Annotated in this window: 23 protein-coding genes; 18 read left to right on the top strand and 5 right to left on the bottom strand. The window is 59.0% G+C overall.

Translation table 11 applies throughout. The annotated features are described in order from the left end of the window. Positions 1–150: 150 nt before the first annotated feature. Positions 151–1,500, bottom strand: a complete 1,350-nt coding sequence (locus tag IB250_RS12440; protein WP_192344298.1) for a spinster family MFS transporter — start codon at positions 1,498–1,500, stop codon at positions 151–153. A gap of 266 nt (positions 1,501–1,766) precedes the next feature. On the opposite strand from IB250_RS12440, the gene IB250_RS12435 reads away from it, so the two are divergent. Continuing rightward, on the top strand, positions 1,767–2,132 hold the full coding sequence (locus IB250_RS12435) for a YkgJ family cysteine cluster protein (RefSeq protein WP_033036882.1): 366 nt from the start codon (positions 1,767–1,769) through the stop codon (positions 2,130–2,132). A gap of 148 nt (positions 2,133–2,280) precedes the next feature. Further along, positions 2,281–4,563 carry a putative bifunctional diguanylate cyclase/phosphodiesterase gene (locus IB250_RS12430; protein ID WP_192344445.1) on the top strand — a complete coding sequence of 761 codons (2,283 nt, stop codon included), beginning with the start codon at positions 2,281–2,283 and terminating at the stop codon, positions 4,561–4,563. Here the strand turns inward: IB250_RS12430 and IB250_RS12425 are convergent. Next, complete coding sequence (locus tag IB250_RS12425; protein WP_192344297.1) at positions 4,454–5,350, bottom strand: NAD(P)-dependent oxidoreductase; 897 nt, start codon at positions 5,348–5,350, stop codon at positions 4,454–4,456. The genes IB250_RS12430 and IB250_RS12425 overlap by 110 nt on opposite strands. Before the next feature lie 197 nt (positions 5,351–5,547). Here IB250_RS12425 and IB250_RS12420 point away from each other — a divergent pair, with 197 nt between their 5' ends. Next, entirely contained in the window at positions 5,548–7,743 is a 2,196-nt protein-coding gene (locus tag IB250_RS12420; protein WP_192344296.1) for a hypothetical protein, read from the top strand. 284 nt (positions 7,744–8,027) lie between these two features. Here the strand turns inward: IB250_RS12420 and IB250_RS12415 are convergent, their stop codons facing one another. Next, positions 8,028–8,333: a DUF2288 domain-containing protein gene (locus IB250_RS12415; protein ID WP_192344444.1), complete on the bottom strand. Its 306-nt coding sequence runs from the start codon at positions 8,331–8,333 to the stop codon at positions 8,028–8,030. A 350-nt stretch (positions 8,334–8,683) separates the two neighbouring features. Between IB250_RS12415 and IB250_RS12410 the strand changes: the two genes are divergently transcribed. From IB250_RS12410 to IB250_RS12360, 11 genes are all read left to right on the top strand, one after another. After that, entirely contained in the window at positions 8,684–9,811 is a 1,128-nt protein-coding gene (locus IB250_RS12410) for a branched-chain amino acid ABC transporter substrate-binding protein (protein ID WP_192344295.1), read from the top strand. A 232-nt stretch (positions 9,812–10,043) separates the two neighbouring features. Continuing rightward, a complete protein-coding gene (gene livH / locus IB250_RS12405; protein WP_008074580.1) occupies positions 10,044–10,967 on the top strand; it encodes a high-affinity branched-chain amino acid ABC transporter permease LivH in 924 nt (307 codons plus the stop codon). After that, positions 10,964–12,220, top strand: coding sequence for a high-affinity branched-chain amino acid ABC transporter permease LivM (locus IB250_RS12400; RefSeq protein WP_192344294.1), 1,257 nt, complete (start codon positions 10,964–10,966; stop codon positions 12,218–12,220). Before livH ends, IB250_RS12400 begins: the two co-directional genes overlap by 4 nt. Further along, positions 12,217–12,984 carry a high-affinity branched-chain amino acid ABC transporter ATP-binding protein LivG gene (gene livG / locus IB250_RS12395; protein ID WP_008074582.1) on the top strand — a complete coding sequence of 256 codons (768 nt, stop codon included), beginning with the start codon at positions 12,217–12,219 and terminating at the stop codon, positions 12,982–12,984. The genes IB250_RS12400 and livG overlap by 4 nt, the downstream gene beginning before the upstream one ends. After that, positions 12,985–13,686: an ABC transporter ATP-binding protein gene (locus tag IB250_RS12390; RefSeq protein WP_007906649.1), complete on the top strand. Its 702-nt coding sequence runs from the start codon at positions 12,985–12,987 to the stop codon at positions 13,684–13,686. 355 nt (positions 13,687–14,041) lie between these two features. Next, positions 14,042–14,446, top strand: coding sequence for an antitoxin Xre-like helix-turn-helix domain-containing protein (locus IB250_RS12385; protein WP_063342700.1), 405 nt, complete (start codon positions 14,042–14,044; stop codon positions 14,444–14,446). Continuing rightward, positions 14,440–15,132 (top strand): RES family NAD+ phosphorylase, encoded by a 693-nt coding sequence (locus tag IB250_RS12380; RefSeq protein ID WP_192344293.1) that lies wholly within the window; start codon positions 14,440–14,442, stop codon positions 15,130–15,132. The genes IB250_RS12385 and IB250_RS12380 overlap by 7 nt, the downstream gene beginning before the upstream one ends. A gap of 157 nt (positions 15,133–15,289) precedes the next feature. After that, positions 15,290–15,595 (top strand): DUF2282 domain-containing protein, encoded by a 306-nt coding sequence (locus tag IB250_RS12375; protein WP_192344292.1) that lies wholly within the window; start codon positions 15,290–15,292, stop codon positions 15,593–15,595. Between the two features lie 25 nt (positions 15,596–15,620). Next, entirely contained in the window at positions 15,621–16,475 is an 855-nt protein-coding gene (locus IB250_RS12370; RefSeq protein WP_192344291.1) for a DUF692 domain-containing protein, read from the top strand. Next, entirely contained in the window at positions 16,472–17,230 is a 759-nt protein-coding gene (locus IB250_RS12365; RefSeq protein WP_192344290.1) for a DUF2063 domain-containing protein, read from the top strand. Before IB250_RS12370 ends, IB250_RS12365 begins: the two co-directional genes overlap by 4 nt. Continuing rightward, a complete protein-coding gene (locus IB250_RS12360; protein WP_192344289.1) occupies positions 17,227–17,700 on the top strand; it encodes a DoxX family protein in 474 nt (157 codons plus the stop codon). Before IB250_RS12365 ends, IB250_RS12360 begins: the two co-directional genes overlap by 4 nt. 146 nt (positions 17,701–17,846) lie before the next feature. Here IB250_RS12360 and IB250_RS12355 read toward each other — a convergent pair whose 3' ends face one another. Next, a complete protein-coding gene (locus IB250_RS12355) occupies positions 17,847–18,761 on the bottom strand; it encodes a LysR family transcriptional regulator (protein WP_192344288.1) in 915 nt (304 codons plus the stop codon). Positions 18,762–18,866: 105 nt separating this feature from the next. Here IB250_RS12355 and IB250_RS12350 point away from each other — a divergent pair, with 105 nt between their 5' ends. The 3 genes from IB250_RS12350 (at position 18,867) to IB250_RS12340 (ending at position 21,927) form a co-directional block, all read left to right on the top strand. Further along, complete coding sequence (locus tag IB250_RS12350) at positions 18,867–19,466, top strand: short chain dehydrogenase (RefSeq protein ID WP_192344287.1); 600 nt, start codon at positions 18,867–18,869, stop codon at positions 19,464–19,466. Between the two features lie 95 nt (positions 19,467–19,561). Then, positions 19,562–20,218 (top strand): COG3650 family protein, encoded by a 657-nt coding sequence (locus IB250_RS12345; protein ID WP_192344286.1) that lies wholly within the window; start codon positions 19,562–19,564, stop codon positions 20,216–20,218. Positions 20,219–20,313: 95 nt separating this feature from the next. Beyond that, positions 20,314–21,927 (top strand): NAD(P)/FAD-dependent oxidoreductase, encoded by a 1,614-nt coding sequence (locus tag IB250_RS12340; protein ID WP_192344285.1) that lies wholly within the window; start codon positions 20,314–20,316, stop codon positions 21,925–21,927. 74 nt (positions 21,928–22,001) lie between these two features. On the opposite strand, the gene IB250_RS12335 is transcribed toward IB250_RS12340, so the two are convergent. Continuing rightward, positions 22,002–23,099, bottom strand: coding sequence for a PLP-dependent cysteine synthase family protein (locus tag IB250_RS12335; protein ID WP_192344443.1), 1,098 nt, complete (start codon positions 23,097–23,099; stop codon positions 22,002–22,004). Between the two features lie 246 nt (positions 23,100–23,345). Between IB250_RS12335 and nhaA the strand changes: the two genes are divergently transcribed. Continuing rightward, positions 23,346–24,533 (top strand): Na+/H+ antiporter NhaA, encoded by a 1,188-nt coding sequence (gene nhaA / locus IB250_RS12330; protein ID WP_192344284.1) that lies wholly within the window; start codon positions 23,346–23,348, stop codon positions 24,531–24,533. Positions 24,534–24,547 lie beyond the last annotated feature (14 nt).

Here is a 24,547-nt window from a genome sequence, read left to right as displayed (position 1 = left end):
AAGGCCCGCAGCGATGCGGGCCTTTTTTTCTGCTTGATTGTTGTGGTGTTGCTGATGGCCTCTTCGCGAGCAAGCCCGCTCCCACATTCGAGTGCATTTTCCCTGGAAGAACTCGGTCGAATGTGGGAGCGGGCTTGCTCGCGAAGGCGATTAAGCCGTCACCGCAGAACCCGCAGGCTCAACCACCGCCTCCAACCCCTCCTTCATCCGCTTGGCATCCCTGACAAAACACCGCGAGGCCAAAAACAGAAACACCATGGTAAAGAATAGGGCCACTGGAATCAGGTACATCGCGTCATGCAGACCGACCGCTTTGTACGCCTCGGTCATCTGTTCGGCACCAGCCGAGAGCATCGCGCTGTGGGCGAAGTGATCCGACAATCCGCCAACCACCACCGGCCCCAATCCCCCACCCAGCAAATACAGACCGGCAAAGAACAACGCCATCGCCGTGGCCCGCAAACGCGGTTCGACCACGTCCTGGATCGCCGTGTATACGCAGGTATAGAAGTTGTAGGCGAATAACCATCCCAGGCTGAACACCGCGACAAACACCCCGATCTCGATGCGTCCGGCGTGCAGCGCCCAAGCGGTACACACGGTCGAAATGATCAGGCTGAACGCCGCGAACAGCAGCCGCCCATTGGCCACGCGTTGGTGAATCTTATCGGCGATCCAGCCGCCGAGCGTCAGGCCGAACAGCCCGGTCACCCCGACGATCACCCCGGTCGCCACTGCTGCCTCCTGCAATGGCATCAGGAAATATCGCTGCAACATCGGCACCAGAAACGAGTTGCAGGCGTAAGTCGCGAAGTTGAAACACAGCCCCGCCATGACCAGCCACAGGAAAGTCGGCACCGCCAGCACTCGACGGATCGGCCGGTCCACGCGTTCCTGCGACACTTGCACGCTTTCCGCCGCGCCGCGTTTTGGCTCTTTGATGAAGAACATGAACACCGCCAGGATCAGCCCCGGTACTGCCGCGATAAAGAACGGCGCGCGCCAGCTGTCGAACGTCTTGACCATCCAGCCGATGGTGAAGAACGCCAGCAGTAACCCCAGCGGAAGACCCAGCATGAAAATGCCCATGGCCCGAGCCCGACGATGAGCCGGGAACAAATCGCCGATCAGCGAGTTGGCGGCCGGCGCGTAACTGGCTTCACCGATGCCGATGCCCATGCGCACGATCAGGAAACTCCAGAAACTGCCCACCAGCCCGTTGACCGCAGTCAGCCCGCTCCATGTTGCCAGGCCCCAGCCCATCAGTTTGCTGCGCGAACCGGTATCGGCCAATCGCCCAAGGGGCAGGCCGGCAATGGCGTAAACGATGGTGAATGCGGTGCCGATGATCCCCAGTTGAAAGTCGCTGAGGTGCCATTCCATGCGGATCGGCTCGATGATGATGGCCGGGATGGTGCGATCGAAGAAGTTGAACAGGTTGGCCAGGAACAGCAGGAACAGAATGCGCCAGGCATTCGCCGCTTGGGTCGAGTTCTGCATGGGTCCGTCTCTTTTATTGTTATGAAGGCGTCGCTGCCCCCGGAAACTGCAATCTAGTCAGGCGCGCGCGGCGTGTCTGTCATCATTCGCCAGCCTGATATCAGCCCATGGCAACCGAACCCTCCCAAACGCCACAATAACTTGTGGGAGAACCCCGACCGACCATTGAAAAATACCTCTGTGCCCCCCTTCCCAAGCCCAAGGCAAAGCCTAGAATAGCGGCCTTGCTGCCCACCGTGTCCCCCATCCCTCTTTGACTATCGCCCATGTCCGAAGCCAGTCCGTGTCTGAATTGCGGTGCCTGCTGTTCTCATTTTCGCGTGTCTTTTTTCTGGGGTGAATGCATCTCGGCAGGGGGGACGGTGCCCGATGAACTGGTCGCGCCCATCAGTCCCAGCCGGGTGGCCATGCTCGGCACAGACTGCAAACCGACCCGCTGCGTCGGGCTGGTAGGTGAGGTGGGCAGCACCGTGCAGTGCTCGATTTACGATCAGCGCTCCAGCACCTGCCGGGAGTTCGACGCCTCGTGGGCCAATGGTGAGGTGAACGTGGATTGCGACGCGGCCCGGGCCGCGTTCGGGTTGCCAGCCCTGCAACCGGAGTTCGAAATGCCTTATGAACGGAGCGCTTGAGACTTAGCGCCAATCGCTATCACGCTAATACCAAAATTATTGGCGTCACCGTGCCATCACCTCTTGCGCTCCGTGCAAGGCCTCTATACTGCAAGCATTCGCCAGCGCGCATGGCGCAGGCCAGGATGATTCGGAGATGGGGCATGCTATGGAGTGGCTTGGTTTGCATTTCATGACCGGGCTGCCAGAGAGCGGACAGGTCATACTCGATTGCACCCATAACCCGTTTTTGGTGCTGCTGGCCTATCTAGTGGCTTGCGCGACCGGTTTCGCCACGCTGGGCATGACCGAGCGAGTCGGCCATGTGGAAAAACCTGTCTCCCAACGACTCTGGCGCTGGGTCGGTGCTGGGTGCTTGGCAGGTGGTATCTGGGCCATGCATTTCATCAGCATGCTGGCGTTCCAGGCGCCGATCGAAATCCATTACCACTTGCCCACTACCCTGCTCTCGCTGTTGTTCGCCCTGACCGCCTCGTGGCTGGCCATGCACACCCTCAGTCATCCTCAGCTGAATTTCTGGCAATACCTGCGGGCCGCAGTATGGATCGGCCTGGGCATCGCAACCATGCATTACGTGGGCATGGCCGCCCTGCGATCGAATGCGATGGCCTACTACCAACCCGTCCTGTTCGTGCTTTCCATTGTGATCGCCATCGGTGCCAGCCTGGCCGCCCTGCTGATTTCCAGTCACCTGCGCGATGGTGCCGGCGTGTTTCATCAATTGCTCAAATACACCGCCAGCCTGGTGCTCGGAGCCGGCATTGTGAGCATGCATTTCACCGGCATGGCGGCGTTCAGCCTGGTGCTGCCCCTTGGCAGCCTCGAGCCCCTGCCCAGCGACAACAATCACCTGCAACTGGGGCTGACGGTAGCGGTAATGACGCTGCTGATCATCGGCAGCGGCATCAGCGCTGCATGGGCGGACAAGAAACTGCAACACAAAGAGCATGACCTGCAACGGGTCAACGCCCTGCTCAGCCAACTTGATCAGGCACGCATGTCGCTGCAACAGGTGGCGCATTACGACCCCTTGACCAACCTGATCAACCGACGAGGCTTCAACCAGATCTTCGCCGAGAAACTCATCGAGAAAACCAATGAAGGCGGCATGCTGGCGGTGATGTTCCTCGACATCGACCATTTCAAGCGGATCAATGACAGCCTCGGCCATGACGCCGGTGACGAATTGCTTAAAGTTCTGGCCAGCCACATCAAGGCTGCAGTGCGCAGCCATGAAGACGTGGTGGCGCGCTTCGGAGGCGACGAATTCTGCATCCTCATCACCCTGTATGACCGTGAAGAAGCGCGTCAAATGGCCCAACGCATCATGCTGAAAATGAAGGAACCCATCGAGTTGTCGGGGCGGCGCATGGTCATGACCACCAGCATCGGCATCAGCCTCTTCCCCGAAGACGGCAAGACCTGCGAAGAACTGCTGAAAAACGCTGACCTGGCGCTGTATCAGTCCAAGGATTGCGGTCGTAACGCCCTGCATTTTTTCAGTGCAAACCTGAAAACCCGCGCCACCCTGGAGTTGCAACTCGAAGAGGAACTGCGTCACGCCCTGCGCGAAGACACCGGGTTGATGCTGTATTACCAACCGATTTATGACCTGAGAATCGGCCAGGTCACCAAACTTGAAGCGCTGATTCGCTGGCAACATCCGGTTCACGGATTGCTCACGCCCGATCGGTTCATCGCCATTGCCGAAGCGAACGGCCTGATCGCCGAGCTGGACAACTGGGTGCTGCGCAAGGCCTGCGAGGACTTGGGCGAGCTGTCCCGGCACGATTGCGAAGAACTCAAAATCGCGGTGAATTGCTCGCCCCTGAACCTGGCGCGAGAAGAACTGGCCAATGAAATCGAACACGCCCTGCACGCCTTCGGGGTGGCACCACACCGGCTGGAACTGGAAGTCACCGAGAATGCGCTGATGGGCAATATCAGCAACACCCTGGTGTTGCTGCGCCAGATTCGCGCCCTCGGGGTCTCGTTGTCGATCGATGACTTCGGCACCGGCTATTCATCCCTGGCCTACCTCAGGCGCCTGCCATTAAACACGTTGAAGATCGACCGCTCGTTCATTCAAGACATCCCCAAGGCCACCCAGGACATGGAAATAGTCCAGGCCATTATCGTCATGGCTCACACCCTGCATTTGCAGGTCGTCACCGAAGGCGTCGAAACCTTCGAGCAGTACGACTTTCTCGAACGCCACGGCTGCGATTTCGTTCAGGGCTACCTGCTCAGCCGTCCGGTGCCGCTGGCCGAGTTGCGTCCAGTGCTGGCCGAAATCAATCAGCGCAAGCACATGCACACCTTCAATCCCTTGAGTCTGGCTCGCGGTACAACTGCACTAGCGTCGACGGATCCTTTTCCAGGAACCCCTGCCCCCCATGGAGGCGCATCAGTTGTGCGGCCAATCCGCTGATCGGCGTGGCCGAACCCTGCTCGCGGGAAAATTTCACGGCGGTGTCCAGATCCTTGAGCAGTGTGCGTACGTGCCACTTCACCGGTTCGAAACGGCTGTCAGCCATTTGCGGCGCAAGAATCTGCAGCGGTTTTGAATCGGCGAAACCACCGGCGAGCGCCTCGGCGATCAAGCGGGCGTCGACCCCGGAACGCTCGGCCAAGGCCACCACTTCGGCAATGACCAGGGCATTGCACGCCACGATCATCTGATTGCAGGCCTTGGTCACCTGCCCCGCACCGACGGCGCCCATGTGGGTCACACGCTGGCCAAGGGTCAACAACACCGGCCGCACGCGCTCAAGGTCTGCCGCCTCGCCACCGACCATGATCGCCAGGCTGCCGGCCTCGGCACCGACCACTCCGCCGGACACTGGCGCATCGAGCCAACTCATACCGGTTTTACTGGCCAATGAGTTCGCCATTTCCCGCGTCGCGGTGGGCTCCAGGCTGGAAAAATCCACCAGTAGCTGGCCGCTTTTCGCCCCCTCGGCAACGCCTGCCGCGCCAAACACCACCTCACGTACAACAACTGTGTCGGCCAAGCACAACATCACCAGGTCCGCGTGTCGGCACAGTTCGGCCGGTGTCGCCACTTGCCGCGCGCCGGCCTCGACCAGCGCTGCGCACTTGTCAGGGTTACGGTTCCACACCGTCAGCGGATAACCCGCCGCCAACAGGCGTCGGCACATTGGCAAGCCCATCAAACCGATTCCGGCAAACCCCAGCGCTGGCAACGTTGCCATCATTTAGCCTCCCTTTGATTAAAGATCATCGAATATTGGCCGATTCATCATGATTAAGGAAAGGATTCCCCCGAGCGACGCACAGGCCAAGACCCTGACGCTTGGGCCACATTCGCGCTGCAAAAAGACGCGAGATCTCATTCCGTGATGACTCGATGACACTTGTCGCCGAGCCGACCAGTCCAGGTATATGGCGCACAATGACTTCTAAAAATAATCCGGCCACCGCGGTATCCGACCTGACCCTGAGCCCCGCGGCGAACAGCCCCTCAGCGTCGAAGCCATTGACCCCGTCGCGTCCGCTGGCGACTCAGCAATACCTGTACTTCACCGAAACCAATACCGACCGCATCCTCGACAACCTCGACGGCCTGCGCGACATGGTGTTCCCGCGCCCGCCCCATCTGGAAGGCGACAACGAACAGCACAGCGATCAGGAATTCCCTTCGGTGTGCCTGATCGGCCTGGGCCGCTGTGGTTCGAACATCGCACTGGACGTCGCGGAGCTGGTGTACAACGCCCGCAAGTTCTACCTCAACGAATTCAACAACGAAGACCGTCTGTCGCCGGACAAACGCTACGCCGAAAAGGGCTACAGCCCGGCGCAATGGATCCGCAACAACCTGCGCCTGGGGACGAACAAGGCCAGCAAACCGGTGTTTCTGGTCGAGCCGCTGGTGATGCTCGGCGACCTGGACAAGGACATCGCCGGTCGCATCCGTTTCTCGCGCAAGGGCGAAAAAAGCGGCTTTTTGCGCGACTACAGCAAAATGAAAATCATGGACTTGTCGGAAGTCCACGCCGGTGGCGCCGGCAACGCGCCGATCCTCGGCCAATACCTGGCCAAGATCATCCTGAACAAGGACACCCAGCGCTTCTCCAGCCCTGACTGGAAGATGATTCACTCGTACCTGATCGACAGTTGCGGCATCAAGGCCAACCAGTCGCGCCTGTATTTCTCGATCTTCAGTGCCGGCGGCGGTACCGGTTCGGGCATGGCCTCGGAGTTCGGCCTGGCCCAGCAGCACTCGTACATGAACAAGACATTCGACACCAAGCCGATGGACGAGCACGACAGCAAGAGCGGTCATTCCTTCGTCTTCGAACCGATCTTCACCAGCGGCATTTGCGTACTGCCCAATATTTCCGATCACCGCAGCGAAATGTCCGAGGCGCTGCACATCAACGCCGGTCGCCTGTTGTGCAAATACCTGTCGGAAGAGTGGGACTTCTCCTACAACTTCGCCAACGAAGACAGCAGCGAAGCCAGCGTCATGGGCCGTATCCGCCCATGGAACGCGATGATGCTGATCTCCAACGACATCATGCGTTACGCCGAAGAAAGCGATGACGGCAACATCCAGAACATTGATGTCAATGCCATGGAAAAGCACGCCAACCAGTACATCTCACAGCAGATCTTCAACATTCTGACAGCGCAGGCGGTGACCACCGACTACGACCAGAACTATTTCCGTCGTGCCGGCATCGACATTGGCGAAACCATTCGCCTGGACGCCAACGACCTGTTCATGAGCCTGGCCGGCCCCGTGGCGATTGCCTACGCCGAGTCCGTGGTGCCGGAAACCCCGCCGCCGAGCAGCGACAAGTTCAAGGTGTTCGAAAAAGAGCCGCAGCGCCTGAACATCGACGACCTGTTCTTCCGCTCCATCGACCTGCCGCACTTCAACAAGGTCACGCAGGCAATCGAAGGCATCAGCCTGTTGCCGATCGAGTCCAAGCGCTATCGCGCCTCGCTTGAGCAGTACAAGAATTCGGGCTATGACGCAGCCGCGTTGCACGACCTGCACTTCTTCAAGAATTGTTCGTCGGTGGTGTCGATTGTGTCCTTGCCCAAGGACTACAAGCTGTCCTACATGGACCTGAACCGGCTGAAGACCCACCTCAACAGCTTGTTCCCCAACACCACGCTCAAGCGTTATGCGCTGGTAATCGGCGCCTCGGCCAACTTGTCGCTGACCACCCTCATCGCCAAGAGCCCGTGCCTGTCGGACGACTTTTTGACCCTGATCGTGGCCTTCATCAAGCGCTGCTTTGCGAAAAACCCGTACCGCTTCGACGAGACGCTGGACAACTCGATCCTGGACTTCATCATCAATGAAGACTTCGACGAAAACCGGATCGATGAACTGCTCAACGAATTCGAAAACCCGGCGAAAATACTCGATACCAACTGGTACGCGATCAAACCGATGTATGAGAAAAAGTACCGTGAGCTGATCAACGACAAGGACAAGTTTGTCTCGATCAATGACATTCGTTTGTCCCGGGATTGCGTGAAGAAGGCGATCAAGTATCTGCGCGAGATTTACCGTCACCGGATTGGCAAGACCAAAGTTATTTCTTTGAATAACCATACGGGCAAGACGGCTTAACTCACCTACTACTGTCGATCGTTCCCACGCTCTGCGTGGGAATGCCTCAATGGACGCTCTGCGTCCGCTTGGGACGCAGAGCGTCCCCGGGCTGCATTCCCACGCGAAGCGTGGGAACGATCACAATTAAGCAGCCAATCGGCTGCTCAATAAACTGTTCCCGTTACGTTTACGTCACCCTCGCCAAGACCCTTCTGTGGCCTTTCTCTACGGCAACATGCCATCACGCTACTCGGCTACACACTTTTAACCGGCAGCGCGGCGCACCAATTAAGTGCAAGCGTTCAGCTCATCGCCCTTTCCTGGATCAGAATCCACGGTGAAACCACCACGGCCCACAGCTCGGGATCGCGCTCGAAAAGATCCAGCGCCCGCGTTTCAGACAGCTTGGCGACCTTGTCGGCGGCCAGCCAGGCAGCGACTTTCTCGCCTTCATCGGTTGCCACCGCCTCTGCCGCAGCGATCAAATCAAGGCCTGGATCGACCCACAATAGGGCACCCCTGGCAAAGAACGGCTCCAACTCTTTCCAGGTAATAGATGCGGTCTCACCAAGCAGCTTGGCATAGAGGGTGCTAGGTTCTTGAGTCATGGGTTTCTGTCCGCAAAGAAAATCGACGTGAATGATAACGTCGGTATTGCGCCAGAAAAACCCGGATGCAATTGCGTTACCGATTGAAAAACGCAGGAAAGCCAAGGAATGCTGCTGAATCAAGTATTAGCCAGCTAACATCCCGCCGTGATTCTGTCTTTTTCTTTCAATAAAGCGACACCCTCAGGTTTTGCCCCCCGGCGCTGCCTTCCCAGGCTAACAATCGGCGCTCTACACTGTACCGGTACAGTTGCCGGGGGCATTTTCCGGAGGATATCAACGATATCTGACCCGGTTCTGCTGCTACGGCGCCAGGACTATAAAAACTACAACAGTAAGAGTGGAGCACTATGACTAAGGCTACTAAGCAGATTTCAAAACTGTTTGCCGCTATGGTTCTGGCCGGGGTTGCCAGCCATTCGTTCGCCGCTGACACCATCAAGATCGGTATCGCCGGCCCTAAAACCGGCCCTGTAGCCCAATACGGCGACATGCAGTTCAGTGGCTCGAAAATGGCCATTGAACAAATCAACGCCAAGGGCGGCGTCGACGGCAAGAAACTCGTCGCTGTTGAATACGACGATGCCTGCGATCCAAAACAAGCGGTTGCTGTTGCGAACAAAGTCGTCAACGACGGCGTCAAGTTCGTGGTGGGTCACCTGTGCTCCAGCTCCACTCAACCGGCGTCCGACATCTACGAAGACGAAGGCGTGATCATGATCACTCCGGCTGCCACCAGCCCGGACATCACCACTCGCGGCTACAAAATGATCTTCCGTACTATCGGTCTGGACAGCGCCCAGGGCCCTGCCGCCGGTAACTACATTGCCGATCACGTCAAACCGAAAATCGTTGCTGTGCTGCACGACAAACAGCAATACGGTGAAGGCATCGCCAGCGCCGTTAAAACCACCCTCGAGAAGAAAGGCGTCAAGGTTGCCGTGTTCGAAGGCATCAACGCTGGCGACAAAGACTTCTCTTCGATGGTCTCCAAGCTCAAGCAAGCCAACGTCGACTTCGTCTACTACGGCGGCTACCACCCGGAGCTGGGTCTGCTCCTGCGTCAATCCCAGGAAAAAGGCCTGAAAGCCAAGTTCATGGGGCCGGAAGGCGTGGGTAACGACTCCATTTCGCAGATCGCCAAGGAAGCTTCCGAAGGCCTGCTGGTGACCCTGCCGAAATCCTTCGACCAGGATCCGGCCAACATCGCCCTGGCTGACGCGTTCAAAGCCAAGAAAGAAGACCCGAGCGGTCCGTTCGTGTTCCCGTCCTACTCGGCTGTGCAAGTCATCGCCGAAGGCATCAAGGCCGCCAAGAGCGAAGACACCGCAAAAGTGGCTGAAGCTATCCACAAGGGCACGTTCAAAACCCCGACCGGCGACCTGTCTTTCGACGAAAAGGGCGACCTGAAGGACTTCAAATTCGTGGTTTACCAGTGGCACTTCGGCAAACCTAAAACTGAAGTTTCGCCTCAGTAAGGCCTGGCCTGACTGACTGCCAATAAAGCCCACGGCGTGCCGTGGGCTTTGTTTTACGAACGTATTGGGCCGCGCTGGCGTGATCCGCCAGTCTCCCCACCTGAAAATCTCAAAACCGTCATCAGCGGTTCGCTGGCAAACCTCGAATTCGAAGTGGATGCAGATCCACGGGGCTCGAGCGGGAAAATGACTCCACCAGTGAAATGCGTATCAGGTTTTTAGGAGCGCTGTAATGCCTGACATCTATCACTTCTTCCAACAGCTGGTTAATGGTCTGACCATTGGCAGCACGTATGCCCTGATCGCCATCGGCTATACGATGGTTTACGGCATCATTGGAATGATCAACTTCGCCCACGGCGAGGTGTACATGATCGGCTCTTACGTGGCGTTCATCGCCATCGCCGGGCTGGCCATGCTGGGACTCGACAGTGTCCCTCTCTTGATGACCGCGGCTTTCCTCGCGACCATCGTCGTGACCAGTGCCTACGGTTACAGCATCGAACGGATCGCCTACCGCCCCCTGCGCGGCAGCAACCGTCTGATCCCGCTGATTTCCGCCATCGGCATGTCGATCTTCCTGCAGAACACGGTTCTGCTGGCGCAAGACTCCAAGGACAAATCCATCTCCAACCTGATCCCTGGCAACTTCGCCATCGGGCCAGGTGGCGCACATGAAGTGCTGATTTCCTACATGCAAATCGTGGTGTTCGTGGTGACCCTGGTCGCCATGCTCGGCCTGACGCTGTTCATCTCCCGTTCTCGCCTGGGCCGCGCCTGCCGCGCCTGTGCCGAAGACATCAAGATGGCCAACCTCTTGGGTATCAACACCAACAACATCATCGCCCTGACCTTCGTCATCGGTGCGGCACTGGCGGCCATCGCGGCCGTGCTGCTGAGCATGCAATACGGCGTGATCAACCCGAACGCCGGTTTCCTGGTCGGCCTCAAGGCCTTCACCGCCGCAGTACTGGGCGGTATCGGCAGCATCCCCGGCGCGATGCTCGGCGGGTTGGTGCTTGGGGTGGCGGAAGCCTTTGGTGCCGATATCTTCGGCGACCAGTACAAGGACGTTGTGGCGTTCGGTCTACTGGTTCTGGTGTTGTTGTTCCGGCCAACCGGCCTGTTGGGCCGTCCGGAGGTTGAGAAAGTATGACTAGGAATCTTAAACAGGCGTTGTTCAGCGCCTTGCTGGTGTGGGCGGTTGCCTACCCGGTACTGGGTCTGAAACTGACCATTGTCGGCATCAACCTCGAAGTCCATGGCACCAGCACTGCAACGCTGATCACCATCGCCGTGTGCTCGGTGCTGATGTTCCTGCGGGTGCTGTTCGACCAGCAGATCAGCTCGGCCTGGAAAGCCTCGCCCAACCTGCCGGTGATCCCGGCCAAGGCCAGTCACTTCCTGACCCTGCCGACCACCCAGCGCTGGATCATCATCGCATTGATCGTCGGCTCACTGGTCTGGCCGTTCTTCGGCTCCCGCGGGGCGGTGGACATCGCCACGCTGGTGCTGATCTACGTGATGCTCGGCCTGGGCTTGAACATCGTGGTCGGCCTGGCTGGCCTGCTCGATCTCGGTTATGTCGGCTTCTACGCCGTGGGCGCCTACAGCTACGCGCTGCTGTCGCACTACTACGGCCTGAGCTTCTGGATCTGCCTGCCGATCGCCGGGATGATGGCGGCCACGTTTGGCTTCCTGCTCGGTTTCCCGGTACTGCGTTTGCGCGGTGACTACCTGGCAATCGTGACCTTGGGTTTCGGTGAAATCATCCGTCTGTTCCTGCGTAACCTGACCGACCTCACCGGCGGCCCGAACGGCATCAGCAACATTCCCAAGCCCACGCTTTTCGGGCTGAGCTTTGATAGAACTGCCGCAGAAGGTCTGCAGACCTTCCACGAGTACTTCGGCCTGGAATACAACTCGATCAACAAGGTGATATTCCTTTACCTGATCGCGGTGTTGTTGTCGTTGTTCGCGCTGTTCGTCATCAACCGCTTGCTGCGCATGCCCCTGGGCCGTGCCTGGGAAGCGCTGCGTGAAGACGAAATTGCCTGCCGTGCACTGGGTCTCAATCCTACGGTCATCAAGCTGTCGGCCTTCACTCTGGGTGCCTGCTTCGCCGGTTTCGCCGGTAGCTTCTTCGCCGCGCGCCAAGGCCTGGTGACACCGGAGTCCTTCACCTTCATCGAATCGGCGACCATCCTCGCCATCGTGGTGCTGGGCGGCATGGGCTCGCAACTGGGCGTCGTACTCGCCGCCACGGTGATGATCCTGTTGCCGGAAATGATGCGTGAGTTCAGTGAATACCGCATGTTGATGTTCGGCGCCTTGATGGTGCTGATGATGATCTGGCGTCCACAAGGTCTGCTGCCGATGCAACGCCCCCACATGGAGCTGCGCAAATGAGCCGTGAGATCCTGAAAGTCACTGACCTGAGCATGCGCTTCGGCGGCCTGTTGGCGGTCAACAGCGTGGCCCTGACCGTCAAAGAGAAACAAGTGGTATCGATGATCGGCCCCAACGGCGCCGGCAAGACCACCGTGTTCAACTGCCTGACCGGTTTCTACCAGCCCACCGCCGGCAGCATCGTGCTGGACGGCGAGCAGATCCAAGGGTTGCCGGGCCACAAGATTGCCCTCAAAGGCGTGGTGCGCACCTTCCAGAACGTGCGGCTGTTCAAGGAAATGACAGCGGTCGAGAACCTCTTGATCGCGCAACACCGTCACCTGAACACCAATTTCCTGGCCGGTCTGTTCAAGACCCCCGCGTTCCGCAGAAGCGAACGCGAGGCCATGGAATACGCCGAGTACTGGCTGGAAAAGGTCAACCTCAAGGAATTCGCCAACCGTCCGGCCGGCACCCTGGCCTACGGTCAGCAACGTCGCCTGGAAATCGCTCGCTGCATGATGACCCGCCCGCGGATCCTCATGCTCGACGAACCGGCTGCCGGCCTCAACCCGCGGGAAACCGAAGACCTCAAGGCACTGATCGGTATCCTGCGTGAAGAGCATGATGTGACCGTGCTGCTGATCGAACACGACATGAAACTGGTCATGAGCATTTCCGACCACATCTTCGTGATCAACCAGGGCACGCCCCTGGCCAACGGTACGCCGGAACAGATCCGCGACAATCCTGAAGTGATCAAAGCCTACCTGGGGGAAGCGTAAATGCTGCAGTTCGAAAACGTTTCCACCTTCTACGGCAAGATCCAGGCGCTGCACAGCGTCAACGTCGAAGTCCGCCAGGGCGAGATCGTGACCCTGATCGGCGCCAACGGTGCCGGCAAGTCGACCCTGCTGATGACCCTCTGCGGTTCGCCGCAGGCCCACAGCGGCAGCATCCGCTACATGGGTGAAGAGCTCGTCGGCCAGGACTCGTCGCACATCATGCGCAAGAGCATCGCCGTGGTCCCGGAAGGTCGTCGGGTGTTTGCCCGTCTGACCGTGGAAGAGAACCTCGCCATGGGCGGATTCTTCACCGACAAGGGCGATTATCAGGAACAGATGGACAAGGTCCTCGGACTTTTCCCACGCCTGAAAGAGCGCTTCGCCCAACGCGGCGGCACCATGTCTGGCGGCGAACAGCAAATGCTCGCCATCGGCCGTGCGCTGATGAGCAAGCCCAAGCTGTTGCTGCTCGACGAGCCATCGCTGGGCCTGGCACCGATCATCATCCAGCAGATCTTCGACATCATCGAACAACTGCGCAAGGACGGTGTGACAGTGTTTCTGGTGGAGCAAAACGCCAACCAGGCGCTGAAAATCGCTGACCGTGCCTATGTGCTGGAAAACGGCCGGGTGGTGATGACAGGCACTGGGGAAGCGCTGTTGACCGACCCGAAAGTGCGCGAAGCGTACCTCGGTGGTTAAGCGATTGCGGTAAACAAAAAAACGGCCTTCGCAGGCCGTTTTTTCTGCCTGTCACAAACCTCACAACAACAAAGATCCAATGTGGGAGCGGGCTTGCTCGCGAAAGCGGTGGGTCAGTCACCACCTATTTTGAATGTCAGATTGCATTCGCGAGCAAGCCCGCTCCCACAGGGGATTTTTGGTGTTTTGGAGAACGTGTTTAATCAGTGTCAGCGTTACTTCCTGCAAGCTACACATCCTTGCGCCTGACGTAACAGGTTCGCCCTCGTAGGAGCTGCGTATTCACAATATAAGCTTGCTCTACAGATACATTGTTAATATATTTGCATCTACAGACCAATTCAAAGTGACCGCCATGACAGCAACCTCCCAGGCACAAGCATTCAGCAAAGACCAGTGCGTGACTGGTTTGCGAGCGGCTGTCGGCATACTCGAAAAGTGGCAAGCGTCGAGCGATCAGGCCTGTCGTATCTTGCGCATTTCCCGCAGTACGTATTCCCGGGCAAAGCAGCGCGATCCCGATTGGTCCGTCAGCCTGGATTCAGACCAGATGCAGCGCATCAGTTTTATTCTCAACATCCATGCCACCCTGCGCCTTGTCTTTGATAACCCTGAAAATGTCTATGGTTTTGCGGCGATGGCGAACGAAAACGAGTTCTTCAACGGGCGTAGCCCGCTCGAAATCATGTCCCAAGGGGATATGATCTCCCTGTACGAGACGTTTCGGCGGATCGACATGCTGCGAGGCGCACAATGGTAACGGTGAGCCAGCTGGCTGTATTGGCCGGTGAGCAGTTGCAGGCCTACCGATTGATCAATTCAAAATTTCCGCCCATTGCGCTGTTTGACGACGTGGCAAACGCGGACGAATTTGATGTGCTGTATCAGATCCAGGCCCTCACCAATCCGAGGCTGCAAAATGAAGTCGGCCGGCTTGAGCTGATACCGCGTGCGCAGATTCCCTTCGGCATCCCTGGGTGCTCTTACGCAATCGCTCCTTTCACCCACATCAACCCAGCGGGTTCGCGTTTCAGCGATGGCAGTTTCGGCGTGTTGTACCTGGCTGCCTCGATGGAAACCGCACTGGCTGAGGTGCAGCATCATCAGAATCAGTATTGGTCGAAAGTCCAGGGGCTCAATTACGAGAGGTTTGTTTTCCGGGGGTTATCCTGCACTTTCGTTGACGAAGCCATGAGGGATGCCGCATCCATTCCGATGGACGATCCTGTCTACGATCCTGTCGATTACACGTACTCCCATCGCTTGGGGAAGGCCATCAAGGATGCTGGGGTCCCTGGTCTGCGGTACAACTCCGTGCGCATGCATGGGAGCTACTGCTGGGCACTGATGACCCCCAGCCCCCTCTCATCAATCACTCAAACAGCCCACTACGAGATGATCTGGAACGGTCAGATCACCAGCGTCAGTAAAATCAGCATTGCCTGACGACCTTATCGGCATCTCCTCTCAGAGGGAATTGATGGTGTTTTGAGGATTTCTGAAAAAATTTGGGATGGTCTGTAACGCATCGCCCTGTCGTTTCTCTAGAGCAGTAAGCAAGCACAAACGCTTGCCAATCCAAGCTCAATCTCGGAGAAACATCATGACTGCTACCACCCGCACCCTGTCCGCCACCGCCCTGGTTCTGGCCCTCGGTTCTGCCCTGAGCATTGCCGCTGTCTCCACCGCCCATGCCGCCGACGACAACATGGAAAAATGCTTCGGCGTGGCCATGAAAGGCAAAAACGATTGCGCCGCAGGCGCTGGCACCACTTGCGCCGGCACGGCAAAAACCGACTACCAGCCAAATGCTTTCAAACTGGTTCCTAAAGGCACCTGCGCCACCACGATGAGCAAAACCTCGCCAACCGGTTTCGGCCAGATGGAAGCCTACAAAGCCAAGTCGTAATCAGCACCCAGCCTGAGTGTCGACCATGAACCATTCATCCTCCGGGCTCCCGCCCCGCTCCGGGCTGGGGCTCAAGACCGAGCACTTTCGTGAAGTGCTCGGTGCTCAACCGGACATCGGTTTCTTCGAAGTCCACGCCGAAAACTACATGGTGGCCGGCGGCCCGTTTCATCATTTTCTGGGGTTGATTCGCGAGCAGTATCCGCTATCGCTACACGGCGTTGGCCTGTCCATTGGTGCCGAAGGTCCGCTGGATCTTCAGCATCTGCAAAGGCTTGCCACGCTGATCGAACGCTATCAACCCCAATCCTTTTCCGAACACCTGGCCTGGTCCAGCCATGGCCCGGTGTTCCTCAATGACCTGCTGCCCCTGGCCTACGACGCGCCGACGCTGAACCGCGTCTGCGAGCACATCGAACAGGTGCAGTGCTCCCTCAAACGCCCGATGCTGCTGGAGAACCCGGCAACGTATCTGGCGTTCCAGCGCTCGACAATCGATGAGGCTGACTTCATCAGCGAAGTCATTCGCCGCACCGGCTGCGGCCTGCTGCTGGACGTCAACAACGTCTACGTCTCCTGCATCAATCATCAAAGAGATCCGCTGGCTTACATCGATGCGCTACCGCTGCAGGCGGTGGGAGAGATTCATCTGGCCGGGTTTGCCGAAGACACCGACAGCCTCGGCGACCGTCTGCTGATCGACGATCACGGTGCGCCCATCGATAACGCGGTGTGGGCGCTGTACAGGCAGGTACTGGAGCGAGTTGGCCCGATCGCCACGTTGATCGAGCGCGACAACCAATTGCCGGCCTTCAGCGTGCTGCACGCCGAAGCCCGCCAGGCCGATGAGTTGCTGCATTGCGCGGGGGACCGATCATGAGCACTCAAGCTGCGTTTGCCGCCGCTCTGCTCGATCCGCAACGGCCCTGCCCCGACGGTTTGTTCAGTACCAATGGTGCCGATCCCGCCAGCCGTTTCGCGGTGTATCGCAACAATGTGCAGAGCTCGCTGATCAACGCCCTGGCCGACAGTTACCCCGTGGTTTTGCAGTTGGTGGGCGATGAGTTCTTTCGGGCGATGGCGGGGCTGTATGTGCAGAGTTACCCGCCTCAAGGCCCACTCATCAACGACTACGGTAAGGACTTTTCCGAGTTCATCGACAGCTTTGAACCGGCAGCCAGCGTGCCTTATCTGGCCGACATGGCGCGGCTGGAGCTGTTGCGCGTTCAGGCCTATCACGCCGCCGATGCGCAGCCCTTGCGCCATGAACAGATTGCCGCCGCGCTGTCGGACCCGCAGGCGCTGAGCGGCCTGACGGTCGGGTTTCATCCCTCCCTGAGTCTGCTGACTTCAGCTTTTGCCGTGGTTGCGATCTGGGCGGCGCATCAACAGGACGCGACGCTGGCCGGGATCGACCTCGGCCACGGGCAAAACGCCCTGGTGCTGCGCAACGATCTGGAGATTGAGGTCTTTGCCATCGACCACGGCGCCAGCACCTTCATTCAGAGCCTGCAAAATGACCAATCCCTCACCCAAGCGTTAGAAACAGCGCCCGACTTCGACCTCAGCCAAACCCTGGCGCTGCTGATCAGCCACAACGTCATTAGCCATTTACACCACAAGGTATCGCCATGAACCCCATCACCCGCTCCATCGCGCTGCTGGAAAAAATCCCTCTCAGCCTGATCGCCTTTATCGCGCGTTTTTCCATTGCCGCGGTGTTCTGGAAGTCCGGACAAACCAAGGTGGAAGGCCTGGCCATCGACTTGATCGACGGCACGTTTCAACTCGGCGTACCACGGCTGGCGGACTCGACTATTCCGTTGTTCGAGAGCGAGTATCACCTGCCATTGCTCTCCCCGGAACTGGCGGCGCACCTGGCAGCCTTTGCCGAGCATTTCTTTCCGGTGCTGATTCTGATCGGCTTCGCCACCCGCTTTTCGGCTCTGGCGCTATTGGGTATGACCCTGACCATTCAGCTGTTCGTGTACCCTGATGCTTATCCGACCCACGGCACTTGGGCGGCGGTGTTGCTGTACTTGATGGCGACCGGGCCGGGCAAGTTGTCGATTGATCATCTGATTGCCAAGCGGTATGCCCGCTGATCCCTACCTCAGACCTCCAGACGATAAAGAACTAATGTGGGAGCGGGCTTGCTCGCGAAAGCGGTATCACATTCAACAGATATGTTGGCTGACACACCGCTTTCGCGAGCAAGCCCGCTCCCACAGGGGGGTTGCGTGGTGAGACGTTATCGTTGAAGCCGATCCAACGCCTCGCCACTGCGCTTGAACCAACCGATCAAATAATCCGCCAACACTTGGGTACGTTTCGGCAAACCGCCTTGATACGGGTGCACCAGGTACATCGGCATGCTGCGAGTCTGATAATCGCGCAAGAGCCAACGCAAACGCCCGTCAGCCAATTCCTCTTGCAGCAAATACGACGGCAAACGCGCAATGCCCGCATCCGCCAGCGCGGCTTTCTTCAAGAGGTTGTAGTGGTTGCTGGCGAACGGCCCCGACACTCGCACCCGCAGTAACTCGTGCTGTTGGTGATAGAGCCATTCTTCGCGACCACTGTAATGGCTGTTGAGCAGGCAGCGGTGTTCGGCCAGTGCCTGAGGTGTCAGCGGTTCACCGAATCGCTCAAGGTACGCGGGGCTGGCGCAGGTCATCTCGTGCCAGGCCAGCAGCGGACGGGCGACCAGACGTTCGTCGTTGGCCACTTCCGAGCGGATTGCCAAATCGAAACCGTCCCGGGACAGGTCGCGGTAGTTATTGTTGAGCTCCAGTTCGATCTGCACCTCAGGGTATTGCCGGGAAAACTCCAGCAGCGCGCCGTCAAAGAAGGTTTCCCCCAGTGAAACCGGAACCGTCATCCGCACAGGGCCGGCCATGTCGTCTTTTAACCGCGCCAAGGCCTGACGTGCTCGCTCGACTTGAACCACCAGCGCCTGGGCTTGCGGCAACAACGCCGCGCCCGCCGCCGTCAGGCTCAAGCGGCGCGTAGTGCGTTGTAACAACACCACGGCAAACCGCGCTTCCAGCAGGCTGATGCGTTTGGAGAGTTGCCCTTTGCTGCAACCCAGTTGCTGGGCAGCCAAGGTGAAACTGCCCGCCTCGATCAACACCGCGAACGCCGCCAGGTCGTCCATTTCGCTCATGGATTGTTTCCATTTGAAAACCAAAGGTTGCCTATTAGCCCGCTTATCTATGGAAAAAACCACTCTAAACTTAAATTTAAATCCAACCCATTCAGGTACATCACGATGAAAATTCTTTTGATCGGCGCCTCTGGCACCGTCGGTTCGGCCATTGACCATGAACTGTCCCAGCGCCACGAAGTCATCCGTATCGGCCGCAAGAGCGGTGAGTTTCAGGTCGACATCAGTGACAGCGCCTCGATCCGCAAATTGTTCGAACAGACCGGCAACTTCGATGCGCTGATCTGCGCCGCTGGCAGCGTCAACTTCGTGCCACTGGCGACCATGACCGAACAAGACTTCGAGCTCGGCTTGCGGGACAAGCTGATGGGCCAGGTCAACCTGCTGCTGATCGGCCGGGAATTCGCCAATGACGGTGCATCCTTCACCTTCACCACCGGCATCCTCAGCCACGATCCGATTCGTACCGGCAGCTCGGCCTCCATGGTCAACGGCGCCCTGGACAGCTTCGTCCGTGCAGCAGCGATCGAACTGCCGCGCGGTTTGCGCATCAACTCGGTCAGCCCGAACGTGCTGGTCGAAGCCATGGGCAGTTATGCCCCGTACTTCCGTGGCTTCAAACCGGTTCCCGCCGCCGAAGTGGCGCTGGCTTACGCCAAAAGCGTGGAAGGCTTACAGACCGGCCAGACCTATCGCGTCGGCTAAACCGCCATCTTGATTCTGGGAGAGCGAGGACGTTGCAGGGTTGTGATGAACGGTCAGGCTGAGTAACGTGGCGACACTTGTCAGGAGACTCAAAGATGCGTGTTGCCCGTTCCTTGGTACTTGTTGCCGTGCTTCCGTTGTTCGCCGCCTGTCAGTTGCTTGATGGCCCGCGCGAAAGTGCTTCCCATGTTGGCCAGACCCGCCTGCAGGGTCAGTTGACGGCGGCCGACGGCAAGTTGCTGTTCCAACCGTGCAATGAGCAGCGCAGTTATGTGGTCAACGACACCGGCGGCACCAGCGTCCTGCAAGAAGCCGCAAGCCTGGCCGATGATCAGGGCAAGCTGTTCGCCGACGTGCGCGGCCGGATCACCGCCAGCGGCCAGCTCGATCTGGAGCAGTTGTACCGCGTCGAACGCTCGGGCACGGCGTGCGACGATCCCGATTTCAAGCAGCTGACGCTGCGCGCCGCCGGCCATGGCCCGGAATGGAACGTCAGAGTCAGCGGCAAAGGCATGGTCATCGACCGCGCCGGCCAGCCGCCCCTGGCCCTGCCGTACGTTGAAGAGCAACTGGGCGATGGCCGCTTCAACCTCAGTACCGAAGCCAATAACCAGCGCATCGAGCTCTGGGTCGCGCCGCAACGTTGCGTCGACAGCAGCACCGGCAGCGTGCAGCACATGAGCGCCGAACTGCGCATCGATGGCCAGGTGCAACGCGGCTGCGGGTATTTTGGCGGATCGCGTAACGACTGATCGTTTTTGCCTCACGGGAATCATCCTTTGAGGCTTATAATCGCGGGCTTCAAACGCCTTGGCGCAGTTGTGCGCCCCGCGAACCGGATCCCGTCATGTTACGAATCACCGAACTCAAGTTGCCGATCGACCATCCCGAAGAAGACCTGCGCCCTGCCATCGTGCAGCGGCTGGGCATCGCCAGTGATGACCTGCTCGATTTCACCTTGTTCAAGCGCAGCTACGATGCGCGCAAAAAGTCCTCCGAACTGTGCTTCATCTACACCATCGACCTCAACGTTCGCGGTGAGGCGGCGGTGCTGCACAGATTCGCCGATGACCGTAACGTCAACGTGGCGCCGGATGTCAGCTACAAAGTGGTCGGCCAGGCACTGGCTGACCTGAGCCAGCGCCCGATCGTGGTCGGATTCGGCCCGTGCGGAATCTTCGCCGGGCTGCTGCTGGCGCAAATGGGCTTCAAACCGATCATCCTCGAACGTGGCACCGAAGTGCGTCAGCGCACCAAGGACACCTGGGGCCTGTGGCGCAAAAGCGTGCTCAACCCCGAATCCAACGTGCAGTTCGGTGAAGGCGGCGCGGGTACGTTCTCTGACGGCAAGCTCTACAGCCAGATCAAGGACCCGAAATTCATCGGTCGCAAAGTCTTGCACGAGTTCGTCAAGGCCGGCGCGCCGGAAGAAATCCTCTACGTCAGCAAACCGCACATCGGTACGTTCCGTCTGACCGGTGTCGTGGAAAACATGCGTGAGCAGATTCGCGCCATGGGCGGCGAAGTGCGCTTCCAGCAGCGCGTCACTGACGTCTTGATCGAAGACGGCCAACTGGTCGGTGTCGAGCTCAATGGCGGCGAGCAGATCCATTCGAAACACGTGATTCTGGCCCTCGGCCACAGCGCCCGGGACACCTTCCGCATGCTCCACGGCCGCGGCGTGTACATGGAAGCCAAGCCGTTCTCGGTGGGTTTCCGCATCGAGCACCCGCAATCGCTGATCGACCGCGCGCGCCTGGGCAAGTACGCCGGGCACCCGAAACTCGGCGCTGCCGACTACAAACTGGTGCACCACGCCAGCAACGGCCGTTCGGTCTACAGCTTCTGCATGTGCCCGGGCGGCACCGTGGTGGCGGCGACCTCCGAGCCGAACCGCGTGGTCACCAACGGCATGAGCCAGTACTCGCGTAACGAGCGCAACGCCAACTCCGGGATCGTTGTCGGCATCACCCCGGAAGTCGATTACCCAGGTGGCCCACTGGCTGGCATCGAGTTGCAGGAACGCCTGGAATCCCACGCCTTTGTGTTGGGCGGCAGCAATTACGAAGCGCCAGCGCAATTGGTCGGCGACTTCATTGCAGGCAAACCGTCGACCGAATTGGGCAGCGTCGAGCCGTCCTACAAACCGGGCGTTGCCTTGGGCGATTTGGCCCTGGCGTTGCCGGCGTTCGCCATCGAAGCCATTCGCGAAGCCTTGCCGGCGTTCGAGAAGCAGATTCGTGGCTACTCGCTGCACGACGCCGTGCTGACCGGGATCGAGACGCGCACGTCATCGCCACTGCGCATTACCCGCAACGAGTCGATGCAAAGCCTGAACGTGAAGGGCTTGTTCCCGGCCGGTGAAGGCGCGGGTTATGCGGGCGGGATTCTGTCGGCGGGTGTCGACGGGATTCGCATCGCTGAAGCGGTGGCCCGAGACATCCTTGGCCTGGATGCCTGACCGGCAATTCCTGAAACAACGCAAAACCCCTGTGGGAGCGAGCAAGCCCGCTCCCACATTTGATCTTCGGTGAGTCAGATGTTTGCGCGCAACACGCTGGCCGGCAACGGCTCGCCGCGCTCGACACTCGCCGCTACGGCATCCATCAAACCACTCAACTCATACCCCTGGGCCTTGAGCCAGGCCTGATCGTAATAGGTGGTGGCATAGCGCTCGCCGCCATCGCACAGAATCGCCACGATCGACCCCGACTCCCCCGCCGCTTTCATCTGTTGCGCCGCCATCAACGCGCCAATCAGGTTGGTGCCGCTGGATCCACCCACATGCCGACCCAAACGCTGCGCCAGATAATGCATGGCCGCCAGCGACAAGGCGTCCGGCACCTTGACCATCGCATCGATCACCTTGGGCAGGAACGACGCTTCCACTCGCGGACGACCAATGCCTTCAATCCGTGACCCGCAATCCAGGCGCAGGCTGGCGTCGCCGGTCTGGTAATAGTCGAAGAACACCGAACGCTCGGCATCGGCGCACAGCACGCGGGTGGAGTGCTGGCGATAGCGCACGTAACGGCCGAGGGTCGCGGTGGTGCCTCCGGTGCCGGGGCTGGAAATCAGCCAGCTCGGTTCCGGATGCAGCTCGAAACGCATCTGCTGGAAGATCGATTCGGCGATGTTGTTGTTCGCCCGCCAGTCGGTAGCGCGTTCGGCGTAGGTGAACTGGTCGATGAAGTGCCCGTCATGTTCGCGAGCCAGGCGTTCGGACTCGGCGTAGATCTGCGTAGGATCGTCCACCAGATGGCTCTTGCCACCGTAGAAAGCGATTTGCGCGATCTTTTCCTTGGACGTGCTTGCGGGCATCACCGCAATGAACGGCAAACCCAGCAACCGGGCAAAATACGCCTCGGAAATCGCCGTCGAACCGCTGGACGCTTCGATCACCGGCGCACCGGGTTTGAGCCAGCCGTTACACAAAGCGTAAAGAAACAACGAGCGCGCCAACCGATGTTTCAGGCTACCGGTGGGATGGCTCGACTCATCCTTGAAGTACAACTCGATGCCCGGCAACCCCGGCAGCGGCAAGGGGATCAGGTGGGTATCGGCGCTGCGCTGGAAGTCGGCTTCGATGATCCGGATGGCTTCGCGGGCCCACTGTCGGTTGTCGCTCATGATGGTTTTCTCGTTGAATCAGGCAAAGAGTCGGCCTTGTCGCAAGGCTCAGCCCACAAGCTTAGGAAAGAACCTACATCATGCACAGATACAGCTGAGGTCCAATACGTCCGGCAACTGCTAGGCTCGCCTTTGCTGACCGTCCGCGTTGTAACGGCATATAACAAAAAAGAATATAACTTTTGTTTTAACAACTAACGGTACGGGTTAGGGTGTGCCACCTTTTGAATTCATCGATGGAGAGCGACCTTGCCTCTGCGTAGCACGTTCACGCGTTTCTTTCAGTTGGAAGCTGCCAGCGGTCTGTTATTGATCGCCGCGGCCGCTCTCGCCCTGATCATCAACAATTCATCACTGTCGTGGCTCTATAGCGGGCTGCTGGACACCCCCGTGGTGGCTCAGATCGGCGCGCTGAAAATCGCCAAGCCACTGTTGCTGTGGATCAACGATGGCCTGATGGCCCTGTTCTTCCTGCTGATTGGCCTGGAAGTGAAACGCGAAGTCCTCGACGGCCAACTGTCGAAACCGTCGCAAATCGTCCTGCCCGGCGCGGCGGCGATTGGCGGCATGGTGGTGCCGGCGCTGATCTACTGGTTCCTCAACCGCGACAACCCGTCCGCCCTGAGTGGCTGGGCCATTCCGACCGCCACCGACATCGCCTTCGCCCTCGGCGTACTGGCCCTGTTGGGCAAACGCGTGCCGGTGTCGCTGAAACTGTTCCTCATGACCCTGGCGATCATCGACGACCTGGGCGCGATCATCATCATTGCGATCTTCTATTCCGGCGCACTGTCGACCTTGTCCCTGGCATTGGCCGCAGCCTGCATCGCGGCGTTGATCGGGATGAATCGACTCGGCGTGGTCAAGCTCGGGCCGTACATGATCATCGGGCTGATCCTCTGGGTCTGCGTACTCAAGAGCGGCGTGCACGCCACGCTGGCCGGCGTGACCCTGGCCTTCTGCATTCCACTGCGCACGAAAAACGCCGAGCCTTCGCCGCTGCTGACCCTGGAACATGCCCTGCATCCGTGGGTGGCCTACGGCATCCTGCCGCTGTTCGCCTTCGCCAACGCCGGCCTGTCCCTGAGCGGCGTGACGGTCGAAAGCTTCACCCACGACGTGCCGATGGGCATCGCCATCGGCCTGCTGCTGGGCAAGACCATCGGTGTCTACGGCCTGACCTGGCTGGCGGTAAAAATCGGCATTGCCACCCTGCCCCAAGGCGCCAACTGGGGTCAGGTGCTGGGTGTGGCGATCCTCTGCGGCATCGGTTTCACCATGAGCCTGTTTGTCGGTTCCCTGGCCTTCGTGCCCGGCACCAGTGAATACGCCGGGATGGATCGAATGGGGATTCTGACCGGCTCGATACTGGCGGCATTGCTCGGTTATGCGGTGACGGCAGCAGCGAGTCGCAAGAGCACTGCGCTGCAGTCCTGAACGATAGAGAACAC

Source organism: Pseudomonas sp. PDM09 (assembly GCF_014852305.1).
Classification (GTDB): domain Bacteria; phylum Pseudomonadota; class Gammaproteobacteria; order Pseudomonadales; family Pseudomonadaceae; genus Aquipseudomonas.
This window is presented reverse-complemented; position numbering and strand designations above follow the sequence as displayed.